The organism is Yeguia hominis (assembly GCF_014384705.1).
Classification (GTDB): domain Bacteria; phylum Bacillota; class Clostridia; order Oscillospirales; family Acutalibacteraceae; genus Yeguia; species Yeguia hominis.
On sequence record NZ_JACRSN010000005.1, the window covers coordinates 38,119 to 63,423 of the forward strand.

18 protein-coding genes and 1 pseudogene are annotated in these 25,305 nt (G+C 49.8%); 10 read left to right on the top strand and 9 right to left on the bottom strand.

The window, feature by feature from the left end:
- Positions 1 to 124 precede the first annotated feature (124 nt).
- Together trpS and IAG03_RS04415 are read right to left on the bottom strand one after the other, a co-directional pair.
- Positions 125 to 1,135 (bottom strand): tryptophan--tRNA ligase, encoded by a 1,011-nt coding sequence (gene trpS / locus IAG03_RS04410; protein WP_249318602.1) that lies wholly within the window; start codon positions 1,133 to 1,135, stop codon positions 125 to 127.
- Positions 1,135 to 2,334 carry an aminotransferase-like domain-containing protein gene (locus IAG03_RS04415; protein ID WP_249318603.1) on the bottom strand — a complete coding sequence of 400 codons (1,200 nt, stop codon included), beginning with the start codon at positions 2,332 to 2,334 and terminating at the stop codon, positions 1,135 to 1,137. The genes trpS and IAG03_RS04415 overlap by 1 nt, the downstream gene beginning before the upstream one ends.
- 433 nt (positions 2,335 to 2,767) lie before the next feature.
- Here IAG03_RS04415 and IAG03_RS04420 point away from each other — a divergent pair, with 433 nt between their 5' ends.
- The 5 genes from IAG03_RS04420 to IAG03_RS04440 all read left to right on the top strand — a co-directional run bounded on the left by IAG03_RS04420 (position 2,768) and on the right by IAG03_RS04440 (position 10,023).
- Positions 2,768 to 5,125: a SpoIIE family protein phosphatase gene (locus tag IAG03_RS04420; RefSeq protein ID WP_249318604.1), complete on the top strand. Its 2,358-nt coding sequence runs from the start codon at positions 2,768 to 2,770 to the stop codon at positions 5,123 to 5,125.
- Between the two features lie 147 nt (positions 5,126 to 5,272).
- A complete protein-coding gene (locus IAG03_RS04425) occupies positions 5,273 to 6,274 on the top strand; it encodes a helix-turn-helix domain-containing protein (protein WP_249318605.1) in 1,002 nt (333 codons plus the stop codon).
- Between the two features lie 106 nt (positions 6,275 to 6,380).
- On the top strand, positions 6,381 to 7,631 hold the full coding sequence (locus IAG03_RS04430; RefSeq protein ID WP_249318606.1) for an L-rhamnose isomerase: 1,251 nt from the start codon (positions 6,381 to 6,383) through the stop codon (positions 7,629 to 7,631).
- A gap of 15 nt (positions 7,632 to 7,646) precedes the next feature.
- Complete coding sequence (locus IAG03_RS04435; protein ID WP_249318607.1) at positions 7,647 to 9,173, top strand: FGGY-family carbohydrate kinase; 1,527 nt, start codon at positions 7,647 to 7,649, stop codon at positions 9,171 to 9,173.
- Positions 9,174 to 9,186: 13 nt separating this feature from the next.
- Positions 9,187 to 10,023 carry an L-ribulose-5-phosphate 3-epimerase gene (locus tag IAG03_RS04440; RefSeq protein ID WP_249318608.1) on the top strand — a complete coding sequence of 279 codons (837 nt, stop codon included), beginning with the start codon at positions 9,187 to 9,189 and terminating at the stop codon, positions 10,021 to 10,023.
- 96 nt (positions 10,024 to 10,119) lie between these two features.
- Here IAG03_RS04440 and sigK read toward each other — a convergent pair whose 3' ends face one another.
- From sigK to IAG03_RS04460, 4 genes are all read right to left on the bottom strand, one after another.
- Complete coding sequence (gene sigK / locus IAG03_RS04445; protein ID WP_249318609.1) at positions 10,120 to 10,815, bottom strand: RNA polymerase sporulation sigma factor SigK; 696 nt, start codon at positions 10,813 to 10,815, stop codon at positions 10,120 to 10,122.
- 78 nt (positions 10,816 to 10,893) lie between these two features.
- Positions 10,894 to 11,982, bottom strand: a complete 1,089-nt coding sequence (locus IAG03_RS04450) for a DHHW family protein (protein WP_249318610.1) — start codon at positions 11,980 to 11,982, stop codon at positions 10,894 to 10,896.
- A gap of 219 nt (positions 11,983 to 12,201) precedes the next feature.
- Positions 12,202 to 12,900, bottom strand: a complete 699-nt coding sequence (locus IAG03_RS04455) for a DUF4956 domain-containing protein (RefSeq protein WP_249318611.1) — start codon at positions 12,898 to 12,900, stop codon at positions 12,202 to 12,204.
- Positions 12,901 to 12,925: 25 nt separating this feature from the next.
- Complete coding sequence (locus IAG03_RS04460; RefSeq protein WP_249318612.1) at positions 12,926 to 13,678, bottom strand: polyphosphate polymerase domain-containing protein; 753 nt, start codon at positions 13,676 to 13,678, stop codon at positions 12,926 to 12,928.
- A gap of 269 nt (positions 13,679 to 13,947) precedes the next feature.
- Here IAG03_RS04460 and IAG03_RS04465 point away from each other — a divergent pair, with 269 nt between their 5' ends.
- Positions 13,948 to 15,861 (top strand): carbohydrate-binding domain-containing protein, encoded by a 1,914-nt coding sequence (locus tag IAG03_RS04465; protein WP_249318613.1) that lies wholly within the window; start codon positions 13,948 to 13,950, stop codon positions 15,859 to 15,861.
- 148 nt (positions 15,862 to 16,009) lie between these two features.
- On the opposite strand, the pseudogene IAG03_RS04470 reads toward IAG03_RS04465, so the two are convergent.
- Positions 16,010 to 16,171 (bottom strand): annotated as a pseudogene (locus IAG03_RS04470) (transcription termination/antitermination NusG family protein); the annotation flags it as partial.
- A 275-nt stretch (positions 16,172 to 16,446) separates the two neighbouring features.
- On the bottom strand, positions 16,447 to 17,349 hold the full coding sequence (locus IAG03_RS04475) for a helix-turn-helix transcriptional regulator (protein WP_249318614.1): 903 nt from the start codon (positions 17,347 to 17,349) through the stop codon (positions 16,447 to 16,449).
- Positions 17,350 to 17,567: 218 nt separating this feature from the next.
- On the opposite strand from IAG03_RS04475, the gene IAG03_RS04480 reads away from it, so the two are divergent.
- Positions 17,568 to 20,396, top strand: a complete 2,829-nt coding sequence (locus IAG03_RS04480; RefSeq protein WP_249318615.1) for a glycoside hydrolase family 38 N-terminal domain-containing protein — start codon at positions 17,568 to 17,570, stop codon at positions 20,394 to 20,396.
- A gap of 45 nt (positions 20,397 to 20,441) precedes the next feature.
- On the opposite strand, the gene IAG03_RS04485 is transcribed toward IAG03_RS04480, so the two are convergent.
- Positions 20,442 to 21,719 carry an ROK family protein gene (locus IAG03_RS04485; RefSeq protein WP_249318616.1) on the bottom strand — a complete coding sequence of 426 codons (1,278 nt, stop codon included), beginning with the start codon at positions 21,717 to 21,719 and terminating at the stop codon, positions 20,442 to 20,444.
- Positions 21,720 to 22,094: 375 nt separating this feature from the next.
- On the opposite strand from IAG03_RS04485, the gene IAG03_RS04490 reads away from it, so the two are divergent.
- The 3 genes from IAG03_RS04490 to IAG03_RS04500 are packed head-to-tail and all read left to right on the top strand — an operon-like array spanning position 22,095 to position 25,294.
- Complete coding sequence (locus IAG03_RS04490; RefSeq protein WP_249318617.1) at positions 22,095 to 23,483, top strand: extracellular solute-binding protein; 1,389 nt, start codon at positions 22,095 to 22,097, stop codon at positions 23,481 to 23,483.
- A 47-nt stretch (positions 23,484 to 23,530) separates the two neighbouring features.
- On the top strand, positions 23,531 to 24,448 hold the full coding sequence (locus IAG03_RS04495; RefSeq protein WP_249318618.1) for a carbohydrate ABC transporter permease: 918 nt from the start codon (positions 23,531 to 23,533) through the stop codon (positions 24,446 to 24,448).
- 3 nt (positions 24,449 to 24,451) lie between these two features.
- On the top strand, positions 24,452 to 25,294 hold the full coding sequence (locus IAG03_RS04500; protein ID WP_249318619.1) for a carbohydrate ABC transporter permease: 843 nt from the start codon (positions 24,452 to 24,454) through the stop codon (positions 25,292 to 25,294).
- Positions 25,295 to 25,305: the final 11 nt, after the last annotated feature.

Sequence of the window (25,305 nt, forward strand, 5' to 3'; positions counted from 1 at the left end):
GGCCTGCCGCCTGCAATTCACAGACAGCAAGCCCTCTCGGTGGCTTGAACAATTTGCCTTACAATTATTTGTCTTACCTTTTGGGGGTGCTTCAATTAAAAAGGGTCGGTCTCATCAAGATGTCTTATCCGCGCGGGATGAAGCCCACCTTTTTCATGGCCTTCCGCAGCGTGCGCGATGCAAGCGAAGCCGCCTTCCGGGCGCCTTCTGTGTAACACTGTTCAATATAAGCCTTGTCGGCAGAGAGCCGTGCGAATTCTTCCTGGATCGGGCGGAGATGGTCGACGACCGCTTCGCCGACGGCGGTTTTAAAATCGCCATACCCTTTGCCGTCGAATTCCTGCTCAATTTCTGCATAGGATTTTCCGGTAACACAGGAATAAATACCCATCAGGTTATTGATGCCGTCTTTTCCTTCTGCATAGCGGACGCAGGCTTCGCTGTCGGTGACTGCGCGCCGGAATTTGCGCATGATGTCGTCCGACTTGTCCAGCATGCCGATGTAGGCGCCCTCCGACTCGTCGGACTTGGACATCTTTCTGGTGGGATCGAGGAGAGACATGATCCGGGCGCCTGTTTTGGGAATATAGCCGTCCGGTACCGTAAAGGTCTGGCCATAAATTCCGTTAAAACGCGCGGCGATGTCACGGGAAAGCTCCAGATGCTGCTTCTGGTCTGCGCCGACCGGAACCAGATCCGCCTGATACAGCAGAATGTCTGCAGCCATCAGCGTGGGATAGGTAAACAGACCGGCATTGATGTTGTCGGCATGCTTTGCGGATTTGTCCTTAAACTGCGTCATGCGGGAAAGCTCTCCGAACTGTGTGTAGCAGTTGAGAATCCAGGCAAGCTCCGCATGTGCGGGAACGTGGCTCTGGATAAAAAAGATCGATTTTTCCGTGTCCATTCCGCAAGCGAGCAGCAGCGCATAAGCGTTAAGCGTGTTGCGGCGCAGGGTGGCAGGATCCTGGCGGACGGTAATTGCGTGCAGATCTACGAGCGAATATACGCAGTGATAATCATCCTGTAATGTGATCCAGTTCTTCAGTGCACCGAGATAGTTCCCGAGGGTAATTCCGCCGCTGGGCTGAATTCCACTAAATACAATTTTTTTCGCTTCAGCTGTCTGTTCCATTATGCTTTTCCTCCTAATTTCTCACGCAGAAGTGTACCGAGAAGTTCAATTCCTCGTACAAGCTGTTCGTCGGTCGGTGTTGAAAAGTTGATCCGGAATGCATGGCACGGATCGTTTTCGTTGGTCAGGAAAGCGTTTCCGGGAACGACGCAAACCTTCCGCAGAACGGCTTCCTTACAGAATGTGGGCATATCGATTGTATCCGGCAGCGTACACCAGATGAAAAGTCCGCCTTCTACAGGCGTCCAGGTGACATCGGGGGCCAGGTTCTTTTGCAGCGCCTCCTCAGCCAGCGCATATTTTTTACGATAGATTTCCCGCAGTCCCGCCAGGTGCGCGTCATAATCGTATTTGGTCATAAATTCATCGCAGATCATTTGGGCAAGAATGTTGGTGTGGACGTCCTCGCCCTGTTTGCAGACGATCATTTTTTGCAGAATCGGTTTCGGGCCGATCGCGTACCCCACACGCATGCCCGGGGAAATGACCTTAGAGAAGGTACCCGCGTACATGACGATTCCCTCTTCATCAAACGATTTGATGGCCGGGATATGCTCTCCTGCAAAGCGAAGGTCGCCATAGGGGTTATCTTCAAGGATCATGATCCCATACTTTTTGGCAAGTTCATAGACACCGTGGCGTTTTTCGAGACTCATGGTAATGCCGGACGGATTTTGAAAATTGGGAATCGTATAGAGGAATTTTACATGCTTTTCCCGTTTTAGCGCATCTTCCAATCCGGAAAGACTGATGCCGTCCTCTTCCATGGGGATTCCGCACAGGCGCGCCTTATAGGAGCGGAAGGTGTTCAGAGAACCAATGAAGCTGGGCGCTTCGCAGAGAATGACGTCGCCCTCGTTGCAGACCGATTTGGTAAAGAGGTCCATGACCTGCTGTGCGCCGGAGGTGATGAGAATCTCATCGAATGCACGGCCGATCTGGTGCGTTTTCTGCATATAGGCGAGCAGATGCCGCCGAAGTGCAGGGTAGCCTTCGGTGACGCTGTACTGCAAAGCACCAATGGGATCCTGTGCAAAAATTTGTGCGGCAATTTCTCCGATTGCTTTGGACGGGAAGGCTTCCGGCGCCGGATTTCCGGCGGAAAGCGAGATGACTTCCGGGTCAGCCGCGTATTTGAAAATTTCGCGGATTGCGGAAGGCTTTAATTCCAGGACACGGTCGGAAAATGAATATTCCATAAAACAACTTCCTTCATTTCAGTATTCGGAAAGCGGAAAAATCCGCTGGCTTTCCAATGTGCGGTGCTGATGTTGAGATTCCAAGCGGCATTTTCCGTTTTGCATTTGGAAAAAGAGCGCCTGTTATGCATACGAAATGGAACAGATAACAGACACGCAAGACAAAGTGACACGCTTTGCGATTATTATAACACGCTTTCCCTTTTCCTTCAATTAAAAACCCGGAAAGCTGGCCGAAAACTTTTGAAATAGCCACTTTTGGAATCCTTCCGACAAGAGCTGCACCGAAAGGACAGAACCAGACGGAACCTTTGCGAATCCGGCGCCGGGTTCCGACAAATCCTTTTGGTGGACAAGCTTATAATGTGGGTGGTGCAGGAACGGCAGAAGCCGGAATGCCGCAAAAATTTGATGAGGCTTGGGAGTTGGAACTATGGAAAAGGAAAAAGCAGCTGTGCAAAAAACGGGGGAAGTGCTCGCAAAATTGCGGGAATCCTTGCGGGCGGAACCCGTACGGAAACTGGGCGTTTCGCTGCTTCACTTCGTGGTGGGGTTTCTGTTTTCCCACAGTGTGGTGTTCGGCCAGTATGCACCGTTTGGTGTGGTGGCGGTTTCGGCAGTTTCCTATGGAAATATGTGGTTTGCAGCAGCGGGGGCCGTGCTGGGCTATCTTTTTTCTCCGCTTTTAAGCATACCGGCGCGGTACATAGCGGCAACACTGGCGGTTGCGGCCATTCGCTGGACGCTTAATGATCTCGACCGGCTGAAAAACCATTTTGCATTTGCACCTGTTGTCAGCTTTTTACCGATGCTTGCAACGGGTCTGACCGTCGTTTTTGCCAACCGTACTATGCGAAATGCGGCGGCAATGTATGTTGCGGAGGCATTGCTCAGCGCCGGTTCGGCCTATTTTTTTGCGCGGGCGGCACGGGTGCTTTCCGCGCGGCGGACCGTTTCCTCTTTGGATGTACAGGACGTTGCAAGTCTGACGCTGGTGTTCAGCACAGCGCTGCTCATTCTTTCCGGCGTGGAACTCTGGAAATTTTCGGTGCTGCAGATTGTGGTCGGGTTGATGGTATTGCTGTTTTCCAGATATGGAGGCATCTCCGCGGGTGCGGTTGCAGGAATTGCCGCGGGTGCGGTTATGGGGCTTTCCTCTGCAGGACTGACAGCGCTCTCCGGCGCATATGCGCTAGGCGGGTTAGTGGCCGGAATTTTCGCGCCGCTTGGCCGCCTGGCGGGTGCGGTTGCCTATGTTGTTGCGACTGGAATGGCGTCTTTGCAGGTGGGCAATGATCCGGCTGTTGTCAGTGGACTTTATAGCGCGGCAGCCGCGGCGGGTCTGTTTCTTGCCTGTCCGGTCAAAAAACTGCGGATTGCAGGACTGTTCCGGGCGCCGGATGCTTCCTTACAGAATGAAGGCCTGCGGCGTTCGGTGATTTTAAAACTTTCTCATGCGTCCCATGCGCTCGGACATGTTTCGGAAACGGTTGAGGAAATCTCCGGGAAGCTTTCTTCTCTCTGCGCGCCGGATATGGGGGGCGTGTACAAGCTTGCAGTGGAGGAAGCCTGTATGGGTTGCGGCCTGAAGCTATATTGCTGGGAGAAAAATTACAGCGAAAACATGGACGCGCTGCAGCATCTGACGGCATGCTTTCAAAAAAACGGCGTGGTTCTGCAGGAGGATTTTCTTCCGGATTTGCAGGAACGCTGCGGAAGACTGCCCGAGTTAACCGCAGCGATCAACCAGCGATATCGGGAATTCATGGCGCGGGAAGCGGCACAGCGGCGTGTTGCGCAGGTGCGAGAAATGGTCGCGGATCAGTTTCAGACAACCGCGCAGATTTTAGGGGATCTTTCGCAGGAAATGGAACTGTTTGAACGCTTTGATTTTGAGGCAGCCGCAAAAATCGGGGAGGCGCTGCGTGGCCACGGGATGATCCCGATTGAGGTCAGCTGCCGGACAGACCGATATGGCAGAATGACGGTGGAAATTGAGGCGGCAAAGCCTGGAAAGAAGCCAGTGAACCGTCTGGCGCTGATGCGGGAGGTTTCCCGTGTTTGCGGACGGACGTTTTCGCCGCCCTGTGTCAGCATGACGGCCAAACTCTGCAAAATTCAGTTCAGCGAACAGGCAGCGCTGCACGTGTCTATCGGAAGTGCGCAGCATATTTGCGGAAATGGGGAACTGTGCGGGGACAGCTACGCTTGTTTCCAGGATGGAACCGGCCGTCAGATTGCAATTGTCAGCGATGGCATGGGCACCGGCGGCCGCGCAGCGGTGGATGGCGCGCTTGCGACAGGCGTGATGGAAATGCTGCTGAAAGCGGGGATTGGATTTGATTGTGCGCTCCGGATTGTCAATTCGGCGCTGATTGCAAAATCCGGCGAGGAATCGCTTGCGACGGTCGATGTCGCGGCGTTGGATCTGTTTAGCGGAAAGCTGGAACTGCGAAAGGCAGGCGCGCCGATCAGCTTCCTTCGCAAAAACGGACAGGCAATCCGCGTGGAGGCTCCGGCGCTGCCGGTGGGCATTCTCAAGGATGCGGAGTTTGCCAAAGCGGACGCAGAACTTCGGCCAGGGGATCTGCTGGTGCTTCTGACAGACGGCGTGGTTTCGACCGGGGAAAAATGGATTTGCGATCTGATTGAGGATTGGAAGGAGAGTGATCCGCAGATTTTGGCGGAGGAAATTGTCCGCCGTGCGCAATCGGAGCGGACAGACGGGCATGACGACGATATCACGGCAATTGTTTTGCGGATCGAAGAGGTGAAGCGGGCAATTGTTTAAAAGGAAAGCCCCGAGAAAAGCGCTGCTTTTCTGCGGGGCTTTCTGCAAAAACGCGGATTGTTCCATAGGATGCGAAGTGTTATAATGGAGGCAGAAGGTGAAAATGCCGAATCCAGAAAAAACGGTTTCGTTTGCGGAGGGAAAGAAATGGATCCGAGATTGCTAGAGAAGCTGTCGGCCATTACGCCGGAAGAGGAAGCGATTCTGCGCGGAGAAAACCAGGTGCAAAAGGACATTTACAGCGACAGCGAGGACTTTACCATAGAAAGCCGCAAAATGATCGGAGAAGATCTGGTTCGGCTGCGATGCCACACCCGGTTTGTGGAGTTTCCGCAGCATACCCATGATTATATCGAGATGATCTATATGTGTACGGGGCAGACGCGGCATGTCATTAACGGAACGACGCCGGTGACGCTCCGGGCGGGAGAGATTTTGATTCTAAACCAGCATGCCAGCCACGCTATTCATGCGGCCGGAAAAGAGGATCTGGCGGTCAATTTTTTTATGAAGCCGGCATTTCTTGATGTAGCGCTCGATCTTCTGGAAGAGGAAAGCGCGCTGAGCCGGTTTGTGATGAACTCTCTGCGGAGTCGGAATCCGGAAGCGGACTTTTTGGTGTTTCATGTCGCGGACGTTCCGCAGGTGCAGAACCTGATGGAGAATTTAATCTGGTCAATCTGGGATCGGCGTCCGCATCGGGTACATACCGACCAGCTTACCATGGGCTTGTTGTTTCTGCATTTACTGGAGCATACAGAGCGAGTTGCACACGGCAAGGCAGACGCATACCGGAATGCGATCCTTCTTAGGACGCTTCGTTATCTGGAAGAACATTATGAGAACGCGTCGCTGACCGCACTCGCAAAACGGCTCAATCAGCCTGTCTCGCAGCTCAGCCGTTTAATCAAAGCCGGTACTGGGAAGACATTTCAGGACCTATTGATGCAGCAGCGGTTTTCCAGAGCAGAGTTTTTGCTGCTGCACAGCGATTTGAGCGTTTCTGATATTATTAGTGCGGTCGGATATAGCAATACAAGCTATTTTTACCGGACTTTTCGTCAAAAATACGGCGTGAGTCCACGGGAATACCGACAACAAAAACGTGCGCCGCAAAGAAGCAGCCTTGCAAATGAGGACGTATTTTAAATCAACCAGCGTCCTTCTTTTTTCAGCGGCTCCGGGCTTACAATACAAATCATAGAGACTCCGTTATGGAAGAATTTATGATGAAGAAAGCAGGGAGGCTGTAAAAATGAATCGTTACGAATCTGCAAAAGAACTTTATGCACAGATCGGTGTCGATACAGATCAGGCGCTGAAAACGCTGGCGTCCGTGCCGATTTCCATGCATTGCTGGCAAGGGGACGATATCGGCGGATTTGAAGATAACGGCGGCGCGTCCGGCGGAATCGCGGCAACGGGAAATTTCCCGGGAAAAGCCCGGAATCCGGAAGAACTGATGGCGGACATCAAAATGGCGTTTTCCGTGATCCCTGGAAAGCACCGGCTGAATCTGCATGCGCTGTATGCCATTGGACAGCCGGGCGAAAAAGTTGCGCGCAACCGCATTGAGCCGAGACATTTCCAGCCTTGGGTCGATTTTGCCCGCGCGGAGGGGATCGGGCTGGACTTTAACTCCTCGTTCTTCTCACATCCGATGGCAGCAGACAATCTGACGCTGGCGCATCCGGATCCTGCTGTGCGGGAATTTTGGGTCGAACACGGCATTGCCTGCCGGAAAATTGCAGATTACATGGGCGCACAGCTGGGCTCTTCCTGTCTGCATGATGTGTGGATTCCGGACGGCTATAAAGATTTTCCGGCGGACCGGATGGGCCCGCGGATGCTGCTCAAGGATTCGCTTGATAAAATGTTTGCCGTCAAATATGATCCGGCACACATGCGCGACTGCGTAGAAGCCAAACTTTTCGGAATCGGCGTGGAAGCGTTTACGGTCGGGTCGCACGAGTTTTACATGAATTACGTGGCGCACAATCCGGATGTGCTCTATCTGATGGACAGTGGGCATTTCCACCCGACAGAATCGATCGCAGATAAAATTTCTGCCCTGCTTCTTTTCGAGGATCGGATTGCACTGCATGTAACCCGTCCGATGCGTTGGGACAGTGACCATGTGGTGCTTCTCGACGGCGATACACAGGAAATTGCACGCGAAATCATTCGCTGCAAGGCGCTTGACCGCGTTGTGATCGGGCTGGATTTCTTCGATGCCGGCATTAACCGCATTGCCGCCTGGGCAGTTGGGATGCGCAATATGCAGAAAGCGCTGCTCTCTGCGCTGCTGATGCCGCATGATACACTCAAGAAGATGCAGGAAGAACGCCGGTTTACCGAGCAGATGGCGCTGCAGGAAGAACTCAAGACCTATCCGCTTGGAGATGTCTGGGATCAGTTCTGCGAAATGCAGAATGTACCGGTGCGCGGTGCATGGCTGAAGGAAGTGGAGCGTTATTCGGCTGTGCATTTTCCGGAGCGCGCTTAAAATAAGGGGGACTTTATGAAACAGTACTTGTTGGGAGTCGATAACGGCGGTACGCTTGCGCGTGCAGCGCTTTGTGATGCGTCCGGCAGGGAGATTGCGGTCGTTTCCTATCCGACACGGCTGCTGACGCCGGCGCCCGGCCAGACAGAACGGGATTTGACAGAGTTTTGGGAGGCAACCGCTCGGTGTATCCGGGAGGTCATTCAAAAAGCCGGCATCCAGCCGGCGGAGATCGCCTGTGTTGCCTGCTGCGGACATGGAAAAGGACTTTATCTGATTGACGGCGACGGGAAGCCGCTTGCCAACGGCATCATTTCTACCGATACCCGTGCGCACGAATATTTGACGCTTTGGGAACAGGACGGTACCGCGGAAAAAATCCGGGAGTGGACCTGCCAAAGCATTTTGGTAAGCCAGCCCTGCGCGCTGCTGCGCTGGATGAAGGATCATCGGCCGGAGGTTTACGAAAAAATCGGTACGGTTCTGGAAGCCAAGGATTATATCCGTTACTGTCTGACAGGCGAGGCCTACGGCGAAATGACCGACTTTTCAGGAACCAATCTCGTGAATTTACATACCCGCAGCTATGATGCGCGGTTGTTTGAAGCGTTTGGAATTCCGGAAATGGCTGATAAAATGCCGCCGCTGTGCAGTGCGCTGGATTTGTGCGGCCGGATTACGCACGAAGCTGCGGCGCTGTGCGGCCTGCAGGCGGGCACGCCGGTGGCCGGCGGAATGTTCGATATCGATGCGTGTGCGCTGGCATCCGGTGTGACGGACGAGGAGAACCTCTGTGTGATCGCCGGAACCTGGAGCATCAACGAATATATTTCATCGGTGCCGGTAACTGACGGCACGGTTGCCATGAACTCGATTTTCTGTATGCCGGAGTATTACTTGATTGAGGAATCCAGCCCGACTTCTGCAGGAAACCTCGCGTGGCTCGCCAAGAATGTATTTGATACCGATAAGCAAGAGGCCGCCCGGCAAGGCCATTCCATTTATCAGGTATTTGACACGCTTGCCGAGGCAGTAGATCCGGCGACGGATCTATATTACCTGCCCTATATTTTCGGTTCTCAGGATCACCCCTGTGCGCGCGGGGCCTTTATTGGAATGAATGCCCAAACGACCAAAGCGCAAATGATCCGTGCGGTGCTCGAAGGTGTGGTGTTTAATCACCGGATGCATGTCGATAAGCTTCTCGAGAGCCGGAAGGATCACCCGCCGCGCTGCATTCGTCTTGCGGGCGGCGCAGCGCATTCGACGCTCTGGGTGCAGATGTTTGCCGATATTTTAGGCCTTCCCATTGAGACGATTCTCTCGGATGAGCTTGGAACACTCGGCTGTGCGATCAACGGCGCGGTGACCTGCGGCCTATATGCCTCTCTCAAGGAGGCTGCAGCCCACATGGTGCATGTCGGAGACACGGTACTGCCGGATCCTCAGAAATTTGCCGAATACGAAAGAAAGTATCGGATCTTTACGCAGATGGTACAGGAGCTGCATCCGGTATGGGATGCAATCGGAACCGGAAACTGAGAGGGGAATATCCATGCAGAGCTACCTTTTGGGGCAATATGAAAAGTCTATGCCGCATTCGATGTCTCTCCGGGAAAAGCTTCTGCTTTCCCGGAAATGCGGATTTGACTATCTGGAAATCAGCGTAGATGAGACAGACGAAAAGCTTTCCCGCCTGGATTGGGGCAAGGAGGAACGGCACGCGCTGCGCAGAGCGGTCGAAGAGGCCGGACAGCCGGTGCTCTCGATGTGCCTTTCCGCGCACCGGAAATATCCGCTTGGCAGCAGCAACCCGGAGACAGCGGCGCAAAGTCTTGCCATTTCGGAAAAGGCGGTGCAGTTTTGCGCGGAAATTGGAATCCGGCAAATTCAACTTGCCGGATATGATGTGTATTATGAGCCGTCTACCGAAGAAACAAGGGAGCGGTTTGCAGAAAACTTGCGCAAGACGGTCGGCTATGCGGAAAAGTATGGCGTTTTATTGGGGTTCGAAACCATGGAGACCCCCTTTATGAATACCTGCGCAAAGGCAATGCGGTATGTTTCGGAAATTAACTCTCCGTATTTGCAGATTTATCCGGATGTCGGAAACCTGACCAATGCGCTTGGAGATCCGCTGGCGGATCTTGCGGATGCACACGGACACATTACGGCGGCGCATCTCAAAGAAACGCTTCCCGGACAGTTCCGGGACGTTCCGTTCGGAACGGGCCACACGCCGTATGTCCCGGCAATTCGCATGCTGCGGGAAATGGGCGTTGGCATGTTTGTGCTGGAATTTTGGTATGTTGATGGCGCTGATCCGGAACGCTACGTACAGGAAGCGCGCGCATATATTGCAGAAAAATTCCGGGAAGCAGATGTCCGATAAAATGCGTACAAGCGGCATGATCGCTATACAAAAACCGGCCCTGTTGTTTTAAAAAGCAACAGGGCCGGTTTTGCGTTGTGAAAAAAGATTCCAAAGCTACATGCCGCCGGATTTTTCAAATTCCGCATGTAGTTTTGCGACAGCGCGTTTTTCGATTCGGCTGACATAAGATCGGGAAATTTTCAATCGGTCCGCAACCTCGCGCTGTGCAAGCGGTCTGCCGCCGTGCAGGCCGTAACGGAGCGTCAGAATGGTGCGCTCGCGCGTGTTCAGCGCCCGGTATAGGAAAACGCGAAGCTGCTCGGATTTAATCTTCGTATCCAGGTCGTCAATGATGCTGTCCTCTACCGCCATCGTGTCAATCAGCGTCAGGGCGTTGCCGTCCTTATCCGTATCGATGGGCTCATTGATGGAGATATCCTGTGCGTTTTTCTTTTTGCTCCGAAAAAACATCAGAATTTCATTTTCCACACACCGCGCGGCATAGCTGGAAAGCCGAATTCCCTTGTCAGGATCGAAACTGTCGATCGCTTTAATTAGGCCAATGGTGCCGATCGAAATGAGATCATCCTGGTCATTTTGATCGGCATAATACTTTTTAATGATGTGTGCAACGAGTCGGAGGTTGTGTTCAATCAGCTCCGCGCGTGCATGGGGGTCTCCCTCTTTCAGGCGCTGGAGGCATGCCCGTTCTTCCTGCGCGGAGAGCGGACGGGGGAAAGAACCGGAACTTGTAATGTGCAGGATGAAAAACAGAACATCGGATAAGAGAAATTGCAGAACAGTAAACATAACAGCCGCTCCCCGCAAAGTTTTGGATAGTGCTATCCTATGCGGGGAGCAGCTTGTCAGTTGCAAGTCCGAAAAAAATCAATCAAACAGCGCGTTCATGGCGTCAATTTGGAAAGCAGTATGCGCTGTCATTTCGCTGTTGAAAAACAAAACGTCGGTGATGCCGTGCTCTGTACAGTAGTCCGGCAGATTCCAGGGAAACGAGCGGAAATCAATCACATGCACCTCATCGAAGCTTGCGGCGAGGAATGGCGCCATGGCATTTCCGTAGGAATCTTTGACAAACAGAAGCTTCCGTCCGGTATGGCTATCCGTATTCTGAATCTGCATGCAGGGATTGTCTCCCCAGATAAAAACCGAGTAGCCGGATTCCGTATAGGGGGAATTGATGGAATCCATTTCCTGAAAGGTTTCCCCGTCCGTAGAAAGCTTCACGGTGAAAGTGCCCGGAATGTCATAGACATCGAGCGTATCCGAGTGCTCGGAAAGGCAGCTTTCGCCGGTTGCGGTGTAAAGATAGCCGGTGTAATTCGGAATGGAGGTTTTTGTAAGATTGCTTAACGAAACAGCAGGAACATCCGCTACTTCGCAGAAGGTTTCATATGCATAATAGGCACCGAGGGAAGACCAGTGGGTATCGGTATTCAGATAAATATTTTCTTCCTTGTGCCGATATAAGGTATCGTAAATATCAACCGGAATGATCTCCGCAGAGTATCCGTTATAGACAGCCGCAGTTGTTTCCCGCTGAGAAGAGCAGCCCTGTTCCTTGCGGATTCGCTCCGGAAGTCCGAATTCCGAATGGTTCGGCACCAGCATGTTGTAGACGTTTTGATCCGGCAAATACGCTTTATAGGAGGAAATGGCATCCGCATATGCCTGGGCGCCATCGGTTCCGCCGTAAAAAAGCTCAAAGGCTTTGTTGTTCCAGATGTAAAGCCCTTCCGAGAGATAACCGTCGCTTCCGTCGTCTGCAATGGGTTCCGGCGTCGGTTCGGGTGTTGGTGTCGGTTCCGGCGTCGGTTCCGGAGACGGCGTGGGATCCGGTACGGCGCTGACAGATGGGTCCGGCGTAGATGCGGAGGATTCGGTCGGCTTTTCAGAAAAGAGAATCGGTTTTGCCAGAAAAAAGATTCCTACAAGCAGAACCAGTATGAGTAGAAACATTAAAATCCACTTTATATTCGAACTTTTTGGACTTCCGTGCCGAGCAGTACGATGGGACGGCTGCATAAAACTCCTCCTTACGCAAAAATTCTGCTTTCATTATAATACGGGCAGCCATCGCGGGCAACTCTTTTTGTTGTATTTCATGGAAGCGTAAGAAAGTTGCAGAAAAAGGGGGGGATTTGGTCTCTGTCCTCAAACTTTTTTTAGCGCGCCCAATTACTGCGGCAGCGTTTCCTCCATTTCCCGTAAAGATAGCGAGACATCCAAATTTCCATTTCGGCAGCGAATTTGGTCGATCAGAGCTTTCTGGTCGCATTCTTTTTTGAGCGTAACATGATAGACCAGCTCAAACAGGGTGCCGAGCGAGGTGGTGCGAACCTTTTTTAGATGCCAATGTGAAGTGTTCTTTGCGAGCAGATCGTCAAAGAGTCCCTGATAATTCATGTCTTCCGGAATGGTAATTTTGAGCGTCATGGCATTTTCTTTGGGAGCGGCATAGTACAGCTTGTCGAGGAGTACCATGGTGCCGCAGAGAATGACGGCGAAAAGTGCGGCATATCCGAGATAGCCCATCCCGCAGGCAAGCCCCACCGCAACAGAAAAGAAGACGTAAGCGATATCTTTGGGGTCTCCCGGTGCACTGCGGAACCGAATCAGGGTAAAGGCTCCGGCAAGGCTGAACGCGCGCGCCACGCTGTTTCCAACCAGCAAAATGATGATGGAAATAATGGCGGGAAGCATAATCAGAGTTACAGGAAAAGACGCGGTATAGCCCTGGCGTTTGTGTGTGTACATGTAAATAAGACTGATGAGTGTCCCCAAAACCAGGGCGGCCAGCAAAATGAGAATCGTATTTCCGAGAGAGAGCGTGACGCTTTCTGTACCGGAAGAAGAAAATAATGCAGATAAATCCATGGTGTGTAACTCCTTTTCTTTTGAATCAGATTGCCTTTTGTGCGACCGGATTTTTAAGCTGTGTCTGCGCAACATAGGCCAGATATTCCCGTCCGTATTTGGAAAAGCTGGTTTTATAAATTCCCTGTTCTGCGAGAAGCCTTGTAAGCCAGATCGGAATGGCGCCGCTGCATTTTATTTCCATAAGCCGCTGCTGCGGCGAAAGGAGCGGCGTGCCATAGCGCGGGCTGTCCAGACGAAGATCTGTCCGGCGCGTTAGAATGTTGCGGTCAAAGGTAACGCGAAGAGAAGAATCGGTTTTCCCGAAGAGTGCAGTCCGGTCATAGCTGATGTAAGCTGTCGGTTGGACGTCGTGCACTTGCAAATAGAAGTCCAATTCGTCTAAGATTTGCGCGGTTATGGGCGAGACCGAATCCGGCCAGGTTCGGTCTTGCAGAAAAGCCTGCGCCTCACGATGCGTCAAGACGACACGGCGCTTTGCAACGACGCCGCCGATTTTTTTCTTGATTTCCAGAAAGACCCGATCCTCCGGACCCGCAGGGGATCGATAGCTGCGCAGCCGCAGCTTTTCTTTATAATAAGGATGATCGACGGAATGCCGAATGACGGAACTCGAGTCGGTGTCAAAGTAAAGATTGTAGATGGAATATTCCCGCTTTTCTTTTTTGCAATAGGGATCCAGCTCTAAAAATTCCGATATTGCGGGAAGAAGCTGGGCAACCTGGTTTTCTCCGAGAAGAAATTTCTTTTCGAATCGCTGAAAGACCATTTTTGCCATTCGCGGATCAGCCTCCTTTTTTCAGGATTTGTATTCGTAAGAAACGGATGGGTGAAACACTGGCTTTACTTTACGCCGGTGATGTAGAAAACGCTTGAATGCCAGGTGAAAAGCCGGTGAAATTTTTAGGCCAAAAGATTTTTTTGAGAAAAACCACAGGATTTTCGCCGGCTTTTCACAGAACGTTCGAATTCCTTTTTTATAATACAAGGCAGAAACGGATGGGGTCCCACACTTACGTGGAATTTTTTGTTTAGGAGATGACCCTTATGAAATGGAACCGCATACCAGCGACCTGCCTGGCAGCGCTTCTTTTATTCGCCGGATGTTCGACAGAGCCGTCGGCGCAGGCTGAAAACGAGGACGCAGCAGGAAGCACTTCGATTTCCAGTAATTTGGAAACCGAGAGTCTGGATTCCGAAGATCCGGAAACGATCGATGCGACAATCCGTCTCACGGGCGAAAGTGCGACGGTTGAAGGAAACGGCGTATCCGTTGCAGGCAGTGTAATTACGATTACGCAAGCGGGAACCTACCGGGTAAGCGGTACGCTTACAGACGGACAGCTTCTCGTCAATGCAGACAAAGAAAGCAAAGTCCGCTTGATTTTTGACGGCGTAGAAATCACTTGCTTAGACAGCGCGCCGCTCTATATTCAAAAGGCGGATCAGGTTATTTTAACGCTGGCATCCGGCAGTGAAAATGTTCTGACAGATGGTGAGACATACGTATATGCCGATGCAGAGGCAGAGGAGCCGAACGCAGCCATTTTCAGCAAAGACGACCTGACGATTAATGGCGAGGGCGCACTTACGGTGTATGCCAATTTTAATAACGGGATTCAGTGCAAGGACGACCTCGAAATTTCCGGCGGTACCATTTCTGTGACAGCGGCACACAATGGAATCAAAGGAAAGGATTCTGTGACGATCCGCGATGCAGGAATTTCGGTTTCTGCGGGTGGGGACGGAATCCAGTCGGATCAGGATGAAGATGCAGAAAAAGGATATGTCCGGATTGAAAGCGGCACGGTTTCCGTGGAAGCAGAAGAAGACGGCATTCAGGCGGAGACAACGCTGCAAATTGAAGGCGGAACCATTTCGGTTACCTCCGGCGGCGCTTCCAATGGGCGAACGCATACGGAAAGCTTTGAAATGCCCGGAATGCGCACGACAGAAGAAACGTCGGACGAAACCAGTACCGTCAGCCAAAAAGGAATCAAAGCCGGATCTGCGGTGGTGATTTCCGGCGGAACCATGACCATTGACGCTGCGGACGATGCGGTGCATGCAAACGGTACAGTGGAAATCCAGGGTGGCACATTGGAACTTTCCACAGGCGACGATGGCATTCATGCGGACAGCAGTGTTGCGATCCGCGGTGGCGAGATTACAGTTTCGGAAAGCTATGAGGGCATTGTGGGCGCACAAATTACCATCAGCGGCGGCAATATTGCGGTGACAGCCAGCGATGACGGCCTGAATGCCGCAGATGGAAGCGGCACAGGATGGCCGGGGCAGACCGCATCCGGGGATTTTTGTATTACCATTAGCGGCGGTACTACGGTAGTCTATGCGGACGGAGACGGGATCGATTCAAATGGGGATATCGTCATGACAGACGGAACGCTGCTGATTCACGGCCCGACAGATAACGGCAATGGCGCCATCGATTACGAAGGAACGTTTGCCTTGGATGGCGGCACCCTGATTGCTGCCGGAAGTAGCGGAATGCTGCAGACGCCGGGAAGCGGATCTTCCCAGTATACGGCGAGTATCCTATTTGCCTCTGCACAGGCGGCCGGAAGTCCGGTTTCGATTTCCTCTGCGGATGGCGAAAGGGAGATCATTTTCACGCCGTCTAAGCAGTATACGTCGCTGATCATCAGCACGCCGGAATTGCAGGAAGGAACGACCTATACGGTAAAAACCGGCGGAACCGTCTCCGACGCGGGAAACGGCGGCCTCGGCGGGGTTTATTCGGGCGGCAGCGAATATCTTTCTGCCGTGCTTTCCGAAACGGTGACGCAGTTTGCACCGGATGGCGTCTCGGCAGGCGGAATAGGCGGCATGCCGGAAATGGGAGGACAAATGCAGGAGCCTCCAGGCGGATTCACCGGGGAAACACCGGAATTTGACGGACAGGCGCCGAACGGGTTCGGCGGTGAGCGGCCGGAAGTTTGAAAATTGCGTTAGTCGCCAACTGGATCCGCTCAGACTTCGATTCTCAAAAAACGACGGCAGTACCATATTTGGTACTGCCGTCGTTTTTCTGGTGTTTCAGCATGTGCCCCCAATTCAGCGAATACGATGTGGATACAGTAGAAAAAATGGGACCGACAAATCCTGTGCATCCGCGAATGTTCCGAACGACATACCAAGAATCGTCTGTCAGCACCATTTTCACCAGCACATAACCTGGGAAAATTTTGCGTTCCACTTCACGACGCTTGTTGTCTTTGATTTCGGTTACGGTTTCTGTCGGGACACGGATAACGGTCGCAACGGACGCAGCAGCCGGACACAGTGGGATCCTTATCTGCAGACAGAGCGTAGCCCCACCTATGCCTGCGGATTAAAAAGTTTCTGCATGGGAGCGTTCGATTTGTTCTTGCAATTTACGCTAATTTTTATTTATCTTTCTCTATAAAAGCAGGATTGCCTAATAAAAAAGCAGAATTTACGATGTTCAATTTAAGAAAAAAGAATATAATATAAATTGAAATTGCGGACCATCTTTATTAATTGAAGCTATATGTGCTTTTTAGATTAGCCGAAAAAGCCTGCCTGGTGTTGCTTTTGAAGCAGGTCTAATGCGTAGGGGACGGGAAGTACCTGTACGGATTGTTTCGGCAGGAGATCATATTGCGAATAAAATCGGTTGTGGGCTTGTGCATTTTGGCGATATTGATGCGCTGTACAATGGAATTGTTCTCGAAATGCCTGGTTAAAATACCGATAATCCGAAAAGCCGCTCGAAAAGCAGATATCGGATAAACTCAGGTCTGTTTGGGAAATCAGGCGACAGGCCAGATCCAGTCTGAGCTGGCAGATATATTCCTGAAGAGAGAGCCCGGTTTGTGTTTTGAAGAAATGGGACAAGTAGGAAGCGGACAGGTTTTGTCCATCCGCTAACTTTTGGACAGAAAATTTTTTGGGGTAGTGTTCCTGGCAATATTGCAGGATACTCAAGAGCCGCGCCTGCTTTTTGTTGTACTTGATTTCTCTCTTTGTACAGGGGAAGGTTAGAAAAATGGTATGAAAAAGCCGATAAATCTGGCCTGCCAGCAGAAGCTCCCAGCCGATATGCTGTGTGAAGAAAATTTCAGCGGCCTGTATTAATTGGGAACGGATTTCTCGGCAGCTTGAGCTTCCGGATAATTTTGGATTGACCGAGAAATAGATTTGCTTGATTTCTGGAAAAAAATTCATAAAACAATCAGGATGAACCGTAAGAAGCAGTACTTCGCAGCGTTCATTGACCCGCTTGAGATGGTAAGGCTGGTAAGGCTGGAGAAAGAGAAATTCTCCTGTTTGAAGTAAAAAACAGCCCTTTTCAGTATCTGCGACGAGAGCACCGGAGCAGACAAGATAAAAGGAATAAGTGTGGCTGAACGGCTGTCCAAAATGATTGATGCTCAATAGCTGACAGGAGATCGAAAGCATGTTCATGGGGAATAACTCCTTTGATAAAAATAAATCTATTCCGAGACGGGAGCAAGCTGTGCAACATCTTTGGTGCATTAAGCGTCAGTGGGCAGAAATGCTTTACAAAATAAAATAAGATTAAAAGGGATGGGAGGGAAGCGAGGACTATTGCTGCTGTCGTGGCAGTCCGGCAAAGAAACTCTTTGCCGGATAAAATTAAAATAAAAAAGGAGAAAGGGATCATGAATGTTTATCAGAAATATCAGAAATTACTGGCTGGCACAAACCATAGTTACTGGGAAAAAAGAATCCTTTCCCAGATTGCGTTTATGCTGAAGGTATCCGAAGTAAAGGAACACAAATTTGACTGTGTTTTGGAGGATGGGATTGATCTGCTTTTAGCTGCGTGGAAGGAAATCGGAGCCATCTCTGATGAAACAGCAAAGCAGGTGGAAAAACAGCTTTCTATTCTGTCACCCGAAGCAAAAAAATATCGGGTGATCTGCACTGCACACGCCCATATCGACATGAACTGGATGTGGGGCTTTCAGGAAACGGTGGCGGTTACGATTGACACCTTCCGCACGATGCTGCAGCTGATGAAGGAGTATCCCGAGTTTACCTTTTCTCAGTCGCAGGCTTCAACCTACAAAATTATTGAACAGTACTATCCGGAAATGCTTCCTGAGATTAAGCAGAGGATCAAAGAGGGAAGATGGGAGGTGACAGCCTCAACCTGGGTGGAATGCGATAAAAATATGCCAAACGGCGAATCGTTAAGCCGTCAGATACTGTATACCAAAAAATATCTGTCGGAGCTGCTTGAAATCTCTGAGGATAGCATGGAGCTTGACTTTGAACCCGATACCTTTGGGCACAGCATTAATATGCCTGAAATTCTTCAGAACGGAAGGGTAAAATATTTATACCATTGCCGCGGATATGAAGGGCATCACGTTTATCGTTGGAAGTCGCCGTCCGGCGCTTCGGTTCTAGCATACCGGGAACCCTACTGGTATAATGCGAATATAGAGTACGACATGCTGCTGAATGTGCCGGAATTCTGTCAAAAGCATCAGATTGATATGATGCTGAAGGTGTACGGGGTCGGGGACCACGGTGGCGGACCGACCAGGCGGGATATTGAAATTCTGCGCGATATGTCCTCTTGGCCACTCCAGCCGGCGCTGGAATTTGGAACCTACCGTCAGTTTTTCCATGAGCTGGAGCGGTATGCGGATCGGCTTCCGGTAGTAGAGGAAGAATTGAACTTTGTATTCAGCGGATGTTATACCGCACAGTCACGGATTAAAATGGCAAACCGTTTGGGTGAGGACCGCTTATATGATGCGGAGGCACTCTGTGCGTTTGCGGGGATCCAGGAACAAAGCAACCGTTTTATCAAGCGGTTTCAATCTGCATGGGAAAAGCATCTGTTTGACCAATTTCATGATATTATTCCTGGCTCCGGCGTACGGGAAACTAGGGAATATGCCATGGGGAACTTTCAGGAGGTTCTATCTTATGCGAACAGCGGCGCCAACCAGGCGATGCATTCACTCATGAAACGGATGGACACATCCGGAATCATAACAGAAGAGGACCGTTTCCAAAGGAGCGAAGGAGCAGGCGTTGGCTTTAATACCGGCGATGCGGAGCCAGGGCTTATCGGGCGTAGCCAGTACCGTTTCCCGCAGGCGGAGCGTGGGAATGGAAAGGTACGGATTCTCCATGCTTTTAATACGACCCAATATGCACGCAAGGAAGCGGTGGAATTTGTTATCTGGGATTGGAACGGAAAACCGGAATTGCTTACATTGGAAGACATCCATGGGAATGAAATCCCGGTTCAGATCCTGGAAAACAACGCATGGTACTGGGAACACCATTACCTGAAATTTACCGCGGTTGTTGATGTACCCGCATTTGGTTACAGCACCTACCTTGCAAAAGAAAAAATGCCGGATCATATTGCAGTATTCCGTCATCCGGAACCAAGAGTTGACGTTGTAACAGCCGAGAATCTCGTTTTGGAAAACGAGTGGATTCGTGCAGAATTTGAACAAAGCACCATGCAGCTTGTCTCTCTGATCGAAAAGAAGAGAAAAAAGGAGGTGATCTCTGCTGAAGCACCAGCCTGTTATTTCCAATATGCGTTGGAAACGACCCATGAACGGTATATCGCATGGAGAATCGGCCGCTTTATGCAGATAGTAAACCTGAATAAAGTCTATCCTGTTTGTATCAATACCATTACAAACGGCGAAGTGATGCAGTCGATTCAATATGATCTGACCTTTATGCAGTCGAAATTATCTGTTACGGTTTCCCTGGAAAAGAATAGCAAAATGCTGAAATTTTTCACCACAATGGATTGGCTAGAGGTGGGTAGCAAAGAAAAAGGGATGCCGCAGATCAGCTTTGTCGTGCCGCTTTCCTATACGGCGGATGCTTACAAATATGACGTACCATGCGGCACGATCACCCGGCCGGCGCTTGCGCATGACGTTCCAGGAAACAGCTTCATCTATGCGGTGAATCCAAACGAAGCAGGACTTGCGATGCTGACAGACAACAAATACGGCTATCGCGGCTATGACAATAAAATGACGGTTACGTTGCTGCATTCTTCCTATGACCCTGACCGTTATCCGGAATTTGGAATTCACAACACACTCATTGCGCTGGCGGTCTGCCGGACGGGAAGCGATATGGAGTTGATGGAGCAGAGCGCGCTGATTGCCCATCCCGTTTATGTGTTGTCCAATACTGCACATCAGGGCGATCTCCAGCTTCAAGATAGCTTTTTGGAAGTCGAGGGCAATGTGAGGGTGTCGGCCGTCAAGATGCCGGAAAGCGGTATAGACAATCAGCTTGTCCTGCGGCTGTACCATACAGGGAACAGAGCGGAAGAGGCAACACTGCGATTCAGGAATTTGACGGTTGCCGCAGCCAATGATGCTGACATCATGGAGAACCCGATGAGAGCACTGGATATAATTGGAGACAAGGTGAATCTTACCCTTCAGCCGAACACCATGAGAACGCTGCTGCTTACCTTGGGAAAGTAGAGCGGCTCGGAAAAATCCGTGATTTCCAATTGGAAATCACGGATTTTAATTATTAGAAGGAATGCTGATTTCAGAACTGAAAATCTTCTGAAAGAGGATGGCTCCGGCTCCAATCAATGGCGCCCTGCTGCCAAAGCTGCTTTGTACCAGCTTAATATTCCGAAAGCCATGATGGAACATGTGGGTATTCATATATGCTTCAATTTCTGGAAGCATGGGGATCATCATGGGAAGCATCTGGTCTCCCACAATGATAATTTCCGGATCAAACAGGTTAGCAACACTAATGAGTGCCTTTTGAACCGCACGTTGGAACGCGAGAAGATTATTGGAAATAAGCTCCGGAACCGGGTTTGCTTCCATTTTACGGCGCAGCTCCTTTATGGAATTGACGTTGCAGTTTTTGAGAAAGGTAGAAAGGCCCGTATAAAGTTCCAAACAACCGCGCTGTCCGCAGGAGCACCGTTCCCCTTCTGGGTTAATCGAAACATGCCCGAGCTCACCGGCATATCCGCCTCTTCCGTGCAGAATTTTTCCATTTGCAATTATACCAGCACCGACGCCGCTGCCGAACCCGACATATACAAGATCCGTCATTTCTTTCCCAATTCCATAAAGTTGCTCTGCCAGGGCAATTCCGTTCATATCATTGTCAAGAAAAACAGGGCATTGAAACTGTTCTTCTAAAATCCGGCCGATTTCTAAGTCTTTGATCTCGTAGAAATTTGGAGGGGCGAGCAGCTTTTTCTGTTGTATATCTAACGGACCAATTGAGGCAATCCCGATGCCGATGAAATTTTTATCTGAATGAATCTCTAAAATGTTGGATATCATCGCGCACAGAGTACGCACCACAAATTGATTGTCTGCATTTTGGGGGATTTCTTTGCAGAGATGGCAGAATATCTGTCCGGTTATCTCGATTGCAAGACAGTGCAGCTGAAAACGGGTAATCCAGATTGCAATTCCATTAATACTGTACGGAAGCAGTGAAAGGGCAGTACGCTTTCTTCCCGAGGAGGGCGATTTTTTGTCCTGTCCATTGGTGAGAAGGCCGGATTCTGTAATGAGCTTTTCCTCTATCATTTCTGCAACGATATTGCTGACCGCCATTTTTGTCAGTCCGAGTTGAGATGAAAGCTCAATTCGGCTGGATGGACCCTGTGTAGCCAAGTGCTTGATAATCGTAGCGCGGTTGGACTTTCGTAAAAACTGCATGTTTTTGACATGTGTTGCGCTCATAGCGACACCTCTTTCTAAATCTAATTTTATTATAATAGAAATCGTTAAAAAATCTAGGGCTGTTATATACAAAAAGTTCACAAAACAAAAAGCTTTGATTTGTACATTTTTTTTTACGAATTAATATTGACTTTACAGAGTAAATGTGTTTTACTAATAGTGCAAAATACATATTAAATCCATTAACTTGCCAAAACATCAATGCACATTCATGCTATATGGAGAATTAAATGGCAGAAAAATGCTTATAGTTTTTGTTTAAGATTTTAAATTAAGCTGAAAAGCATGACTTTTGCCCATACTTTTCCAGAGAAGATTTGCATGAAAAGTGCTCCAGATGGAGGCGGAAAATCAGCAGGGCGGAAATGTCTGCTTTTGCCGGATTGATGTGGGGGATGTCAAGGAATATGTATTGCGGAGAACAAAGACGATCACAAACAGAAAGGAGATTTTTTTATGAAGAAGAAGTTTTTGAGTTCCATTTTGGCAGTCTTGTTAATGGCGTCCGTGGCCATAACAGGATGCAGCTCAAGCAGTTCAAGCAGTTCAAGCAATATGGATGGCAGCGCCTCTGGAGGAGACGGAACCTCGGCAAAAGGAGAACCGACTGTAACCAGTGACAGTGTGGGGTATGATGATGCTACCATCGAACTGACCTGGCTTCCGCAGGAGGGCTTTGACTCCACCAACCAGCCGGTAGCAGATTATTTTAAAGAATCTGCAATTAAATTTGTCAAAGAGCATCCGGAAGTGAAAATCCAGATCACAGTACAGAGTACACAGATCAACGATGCAATGGCAAAGTTGCTCACACAGGCGGCGGCCGGCAATGCTCCTGACTTAGCGTCTGTAGACAGTTTTGTATTGCCGCATTACTACGATTATCTGCAGCCGGTAACCGATGTTCTGGAAGAAAACAATATTTCGCTTGATTCCTGGTTCCCGTTTGCGCAGGAAATGATGAAGCCGGAGGATGAAGTCTTGGCGATGTGGTATGATACCGACGTCAGAGCGCTATATTATCAGAAGGCTGTAGTGGAAAATCCGCCGAAGGATTGGGACGAGCTGATTTCTACAATGGAGGAACTCTCCAAGGACGGGTACATGTTCCTCTATCCAGCCGGCAAGAACGAAACAACAAGCTGTGATATGTTGCCGTGGTTCTGGGCACAGGGTGGAGAGCTGCTGGACGAAAGCGGTGCACCGGCATTTGACCAGGGCAAGAACAAGGAAGCGATGCTTGGATTGTTCAACTTCTTGAAGAAAACAATTGATACTGGCATTACACCGACTCGTGTGACCTCATTTATGACGGACGGTGACATGAACGAAGATGTTGCAACCGGAAAAGTAGCAATGTTTGTCGGTGGAAGTTGGCTTGCGACCCAGATTGGCGCGATCCTCGGGCAGGACACTTTCAATGAAACATATGGAATCGCAAACATTCCGGTGGTCAGCGGTTCTGACCCGTCGACCTGCTGCGGCGGCTGGACTTGCGGCGTATTTACAAAGGATGAAACTAAGAGAAAGCTTGCCGCACAGTTTGCAATTGATACTTATATTAGTGACAAAGGAAACGTGGATTACACAACCGCTTGCGGAAACCTTCCTTGCCGCGAAACCAGCTATGATTTATCAGACCGGTTTAAAGATGACCCGAACGCAATGGCTTTCAGAGATCTTTTCCAATATGGCCATGTAAGACCGGCAGCTACTATTTACAACTTCATTTCCACTGAGCTTCAGGTTGCGGTTGCCGATGTCATCAACGGCAATGCAACACCAGAACAGGCCTTGGAAACGATGGCCAAAAATGTAGACGAGGAGTATTCCAAGACAAACTAATCTAAATTGTTTGGGGTTTCTTTATTGTCTGTAGTGGGGATGAAATAATGAGAAATGCAACTATAATTGAGAAATCCGCACAGATCAGAAGAAAAAATGTATTCAACAACCAGAGGCCGATCCTCTGGTTGTTGCCCCTTTTATTCTTCCTGTGTGCTTTTTTTCTTGTTCCAATTCTAGACGTATTAAAGATGAGCTTTACTGATGCTTCTATGACATCAAGTGACTATCATTTTACCTTTAATTCCTATCTGAGGGTAATTCAGGATTCGGCCTTCCTTGGCGTATTGGGCGTAACCTTTTTCTTTGTAGCCTTCAGTGTGATTTTTCAGTTTCTGCTGGGCTTTTTGATTGCCTTTTCGGTAGATAACGGCGAGAGGAGACATCTGCATGGAACTGTCATTACCCGAACGATTTCATTGATTTCTTGGGCAATTCCTGGGGTTGCAATCGGTATTATCTGGAAAATTATGTATGCCGAAACGGGCTCAGGAATTCTGAATTACCTACTGTCTCTAATTGGCTTGGATGCTGTTGCTTTCCTAACCGATCCGAAAATTGCGCTGCTCTCCATTTCCATAGCCAATGTTTGGCGCGGCACCGCACAGAGCATGATCCTACTCTATGCAGGGATTAAAACCGTCCCTATGGATATTTTGGAGGCTGCAGATGTTGACGGAGCAAGCGGATTTCGGAAAATTGTCAGTGTTGTGATTCCGTCGATGCGTTCGGTTATCATGATTAACCTGCTTTTGAACATCATCAATACCTTCAACACCTTTGATATGATTATGCCGCTGACAGGAGGCGGGCCAGGAAGAAGCACGGAGGTACTGGTGTTAAGCGCCTATCGAACTATTTTCCAACAGCTCGACTTAGGAAAGGGATGTGCAGTGGCGGTAATACTGCTGCTGATTAATGTTTGCTTTGGCATTCTGTATATCAAAATGAACAGGGAGGAGTAGAAGATGAATATTCGGCATAAAAAACGAACGATTAAAATTTTTCTGTACATATTCTATATCCTTGTTGCAATCTTCTTCCTGTTTCCAATTCTGTGGGTTTTATCTCTTTCCTTAAAAACAGTACCGGAGCTTTATAAAATCCCGCCGGCATTGTTCCCTGAATCGTTTGCGTGGGAGAATTACCAATATTTGATTGAACAGGTGAATATTCTGCAGGGAGTCTGGAATTCCCTAAAGGTGACGCTGGTGACGATGGTAGGGACAATCGTGATTGCGCTTCCTGCCGCTTATTGCTTCTCACGGATGAAATTCCGCGGCTCCAAGCAGCTCCAGTTTTTTGTCCTGATGTTTCAAATGGTTTCACCGCTTGTGGTCGTGATTCCGCTGTATCGGTATTTTTCAAGGCTGGGACTGCTAAACTCATTGGTTGGACTGACGTTGATTTATATTGCGATTGCATCGCCATTTCAGGTTTGGTTTTTGAAAAGCTTCCTGGATACGATCCCGGTCGAATTGGATGAAGCCGCGACGATTGACGGCTGCACACGGCTGCAGACTGTGACTAAGATTTTGCTTCCGGTTATCATTCCAGGGCTGTTCTCGGGAGTTCTGCTGATCTTCATCACAAGCTGGTCGCAGTTTATTGTACCATATATTATGATTGATACCCCGAGCAAAATGCCGGTGGCTGCTTCGCTGGTTAATTTGCAGTCCAAGCTGAACCAGATTACGACCCATTATCTGGCGGGAGCCAGCGTGCTGACAATTTTGCCGACTGTCATTCTGTTTGTTTTCCTGCAGAAATATATTGTGTCAGCTTTGACGGCAGGGGCGGTAAAAGGATGATCGGGGTCTTA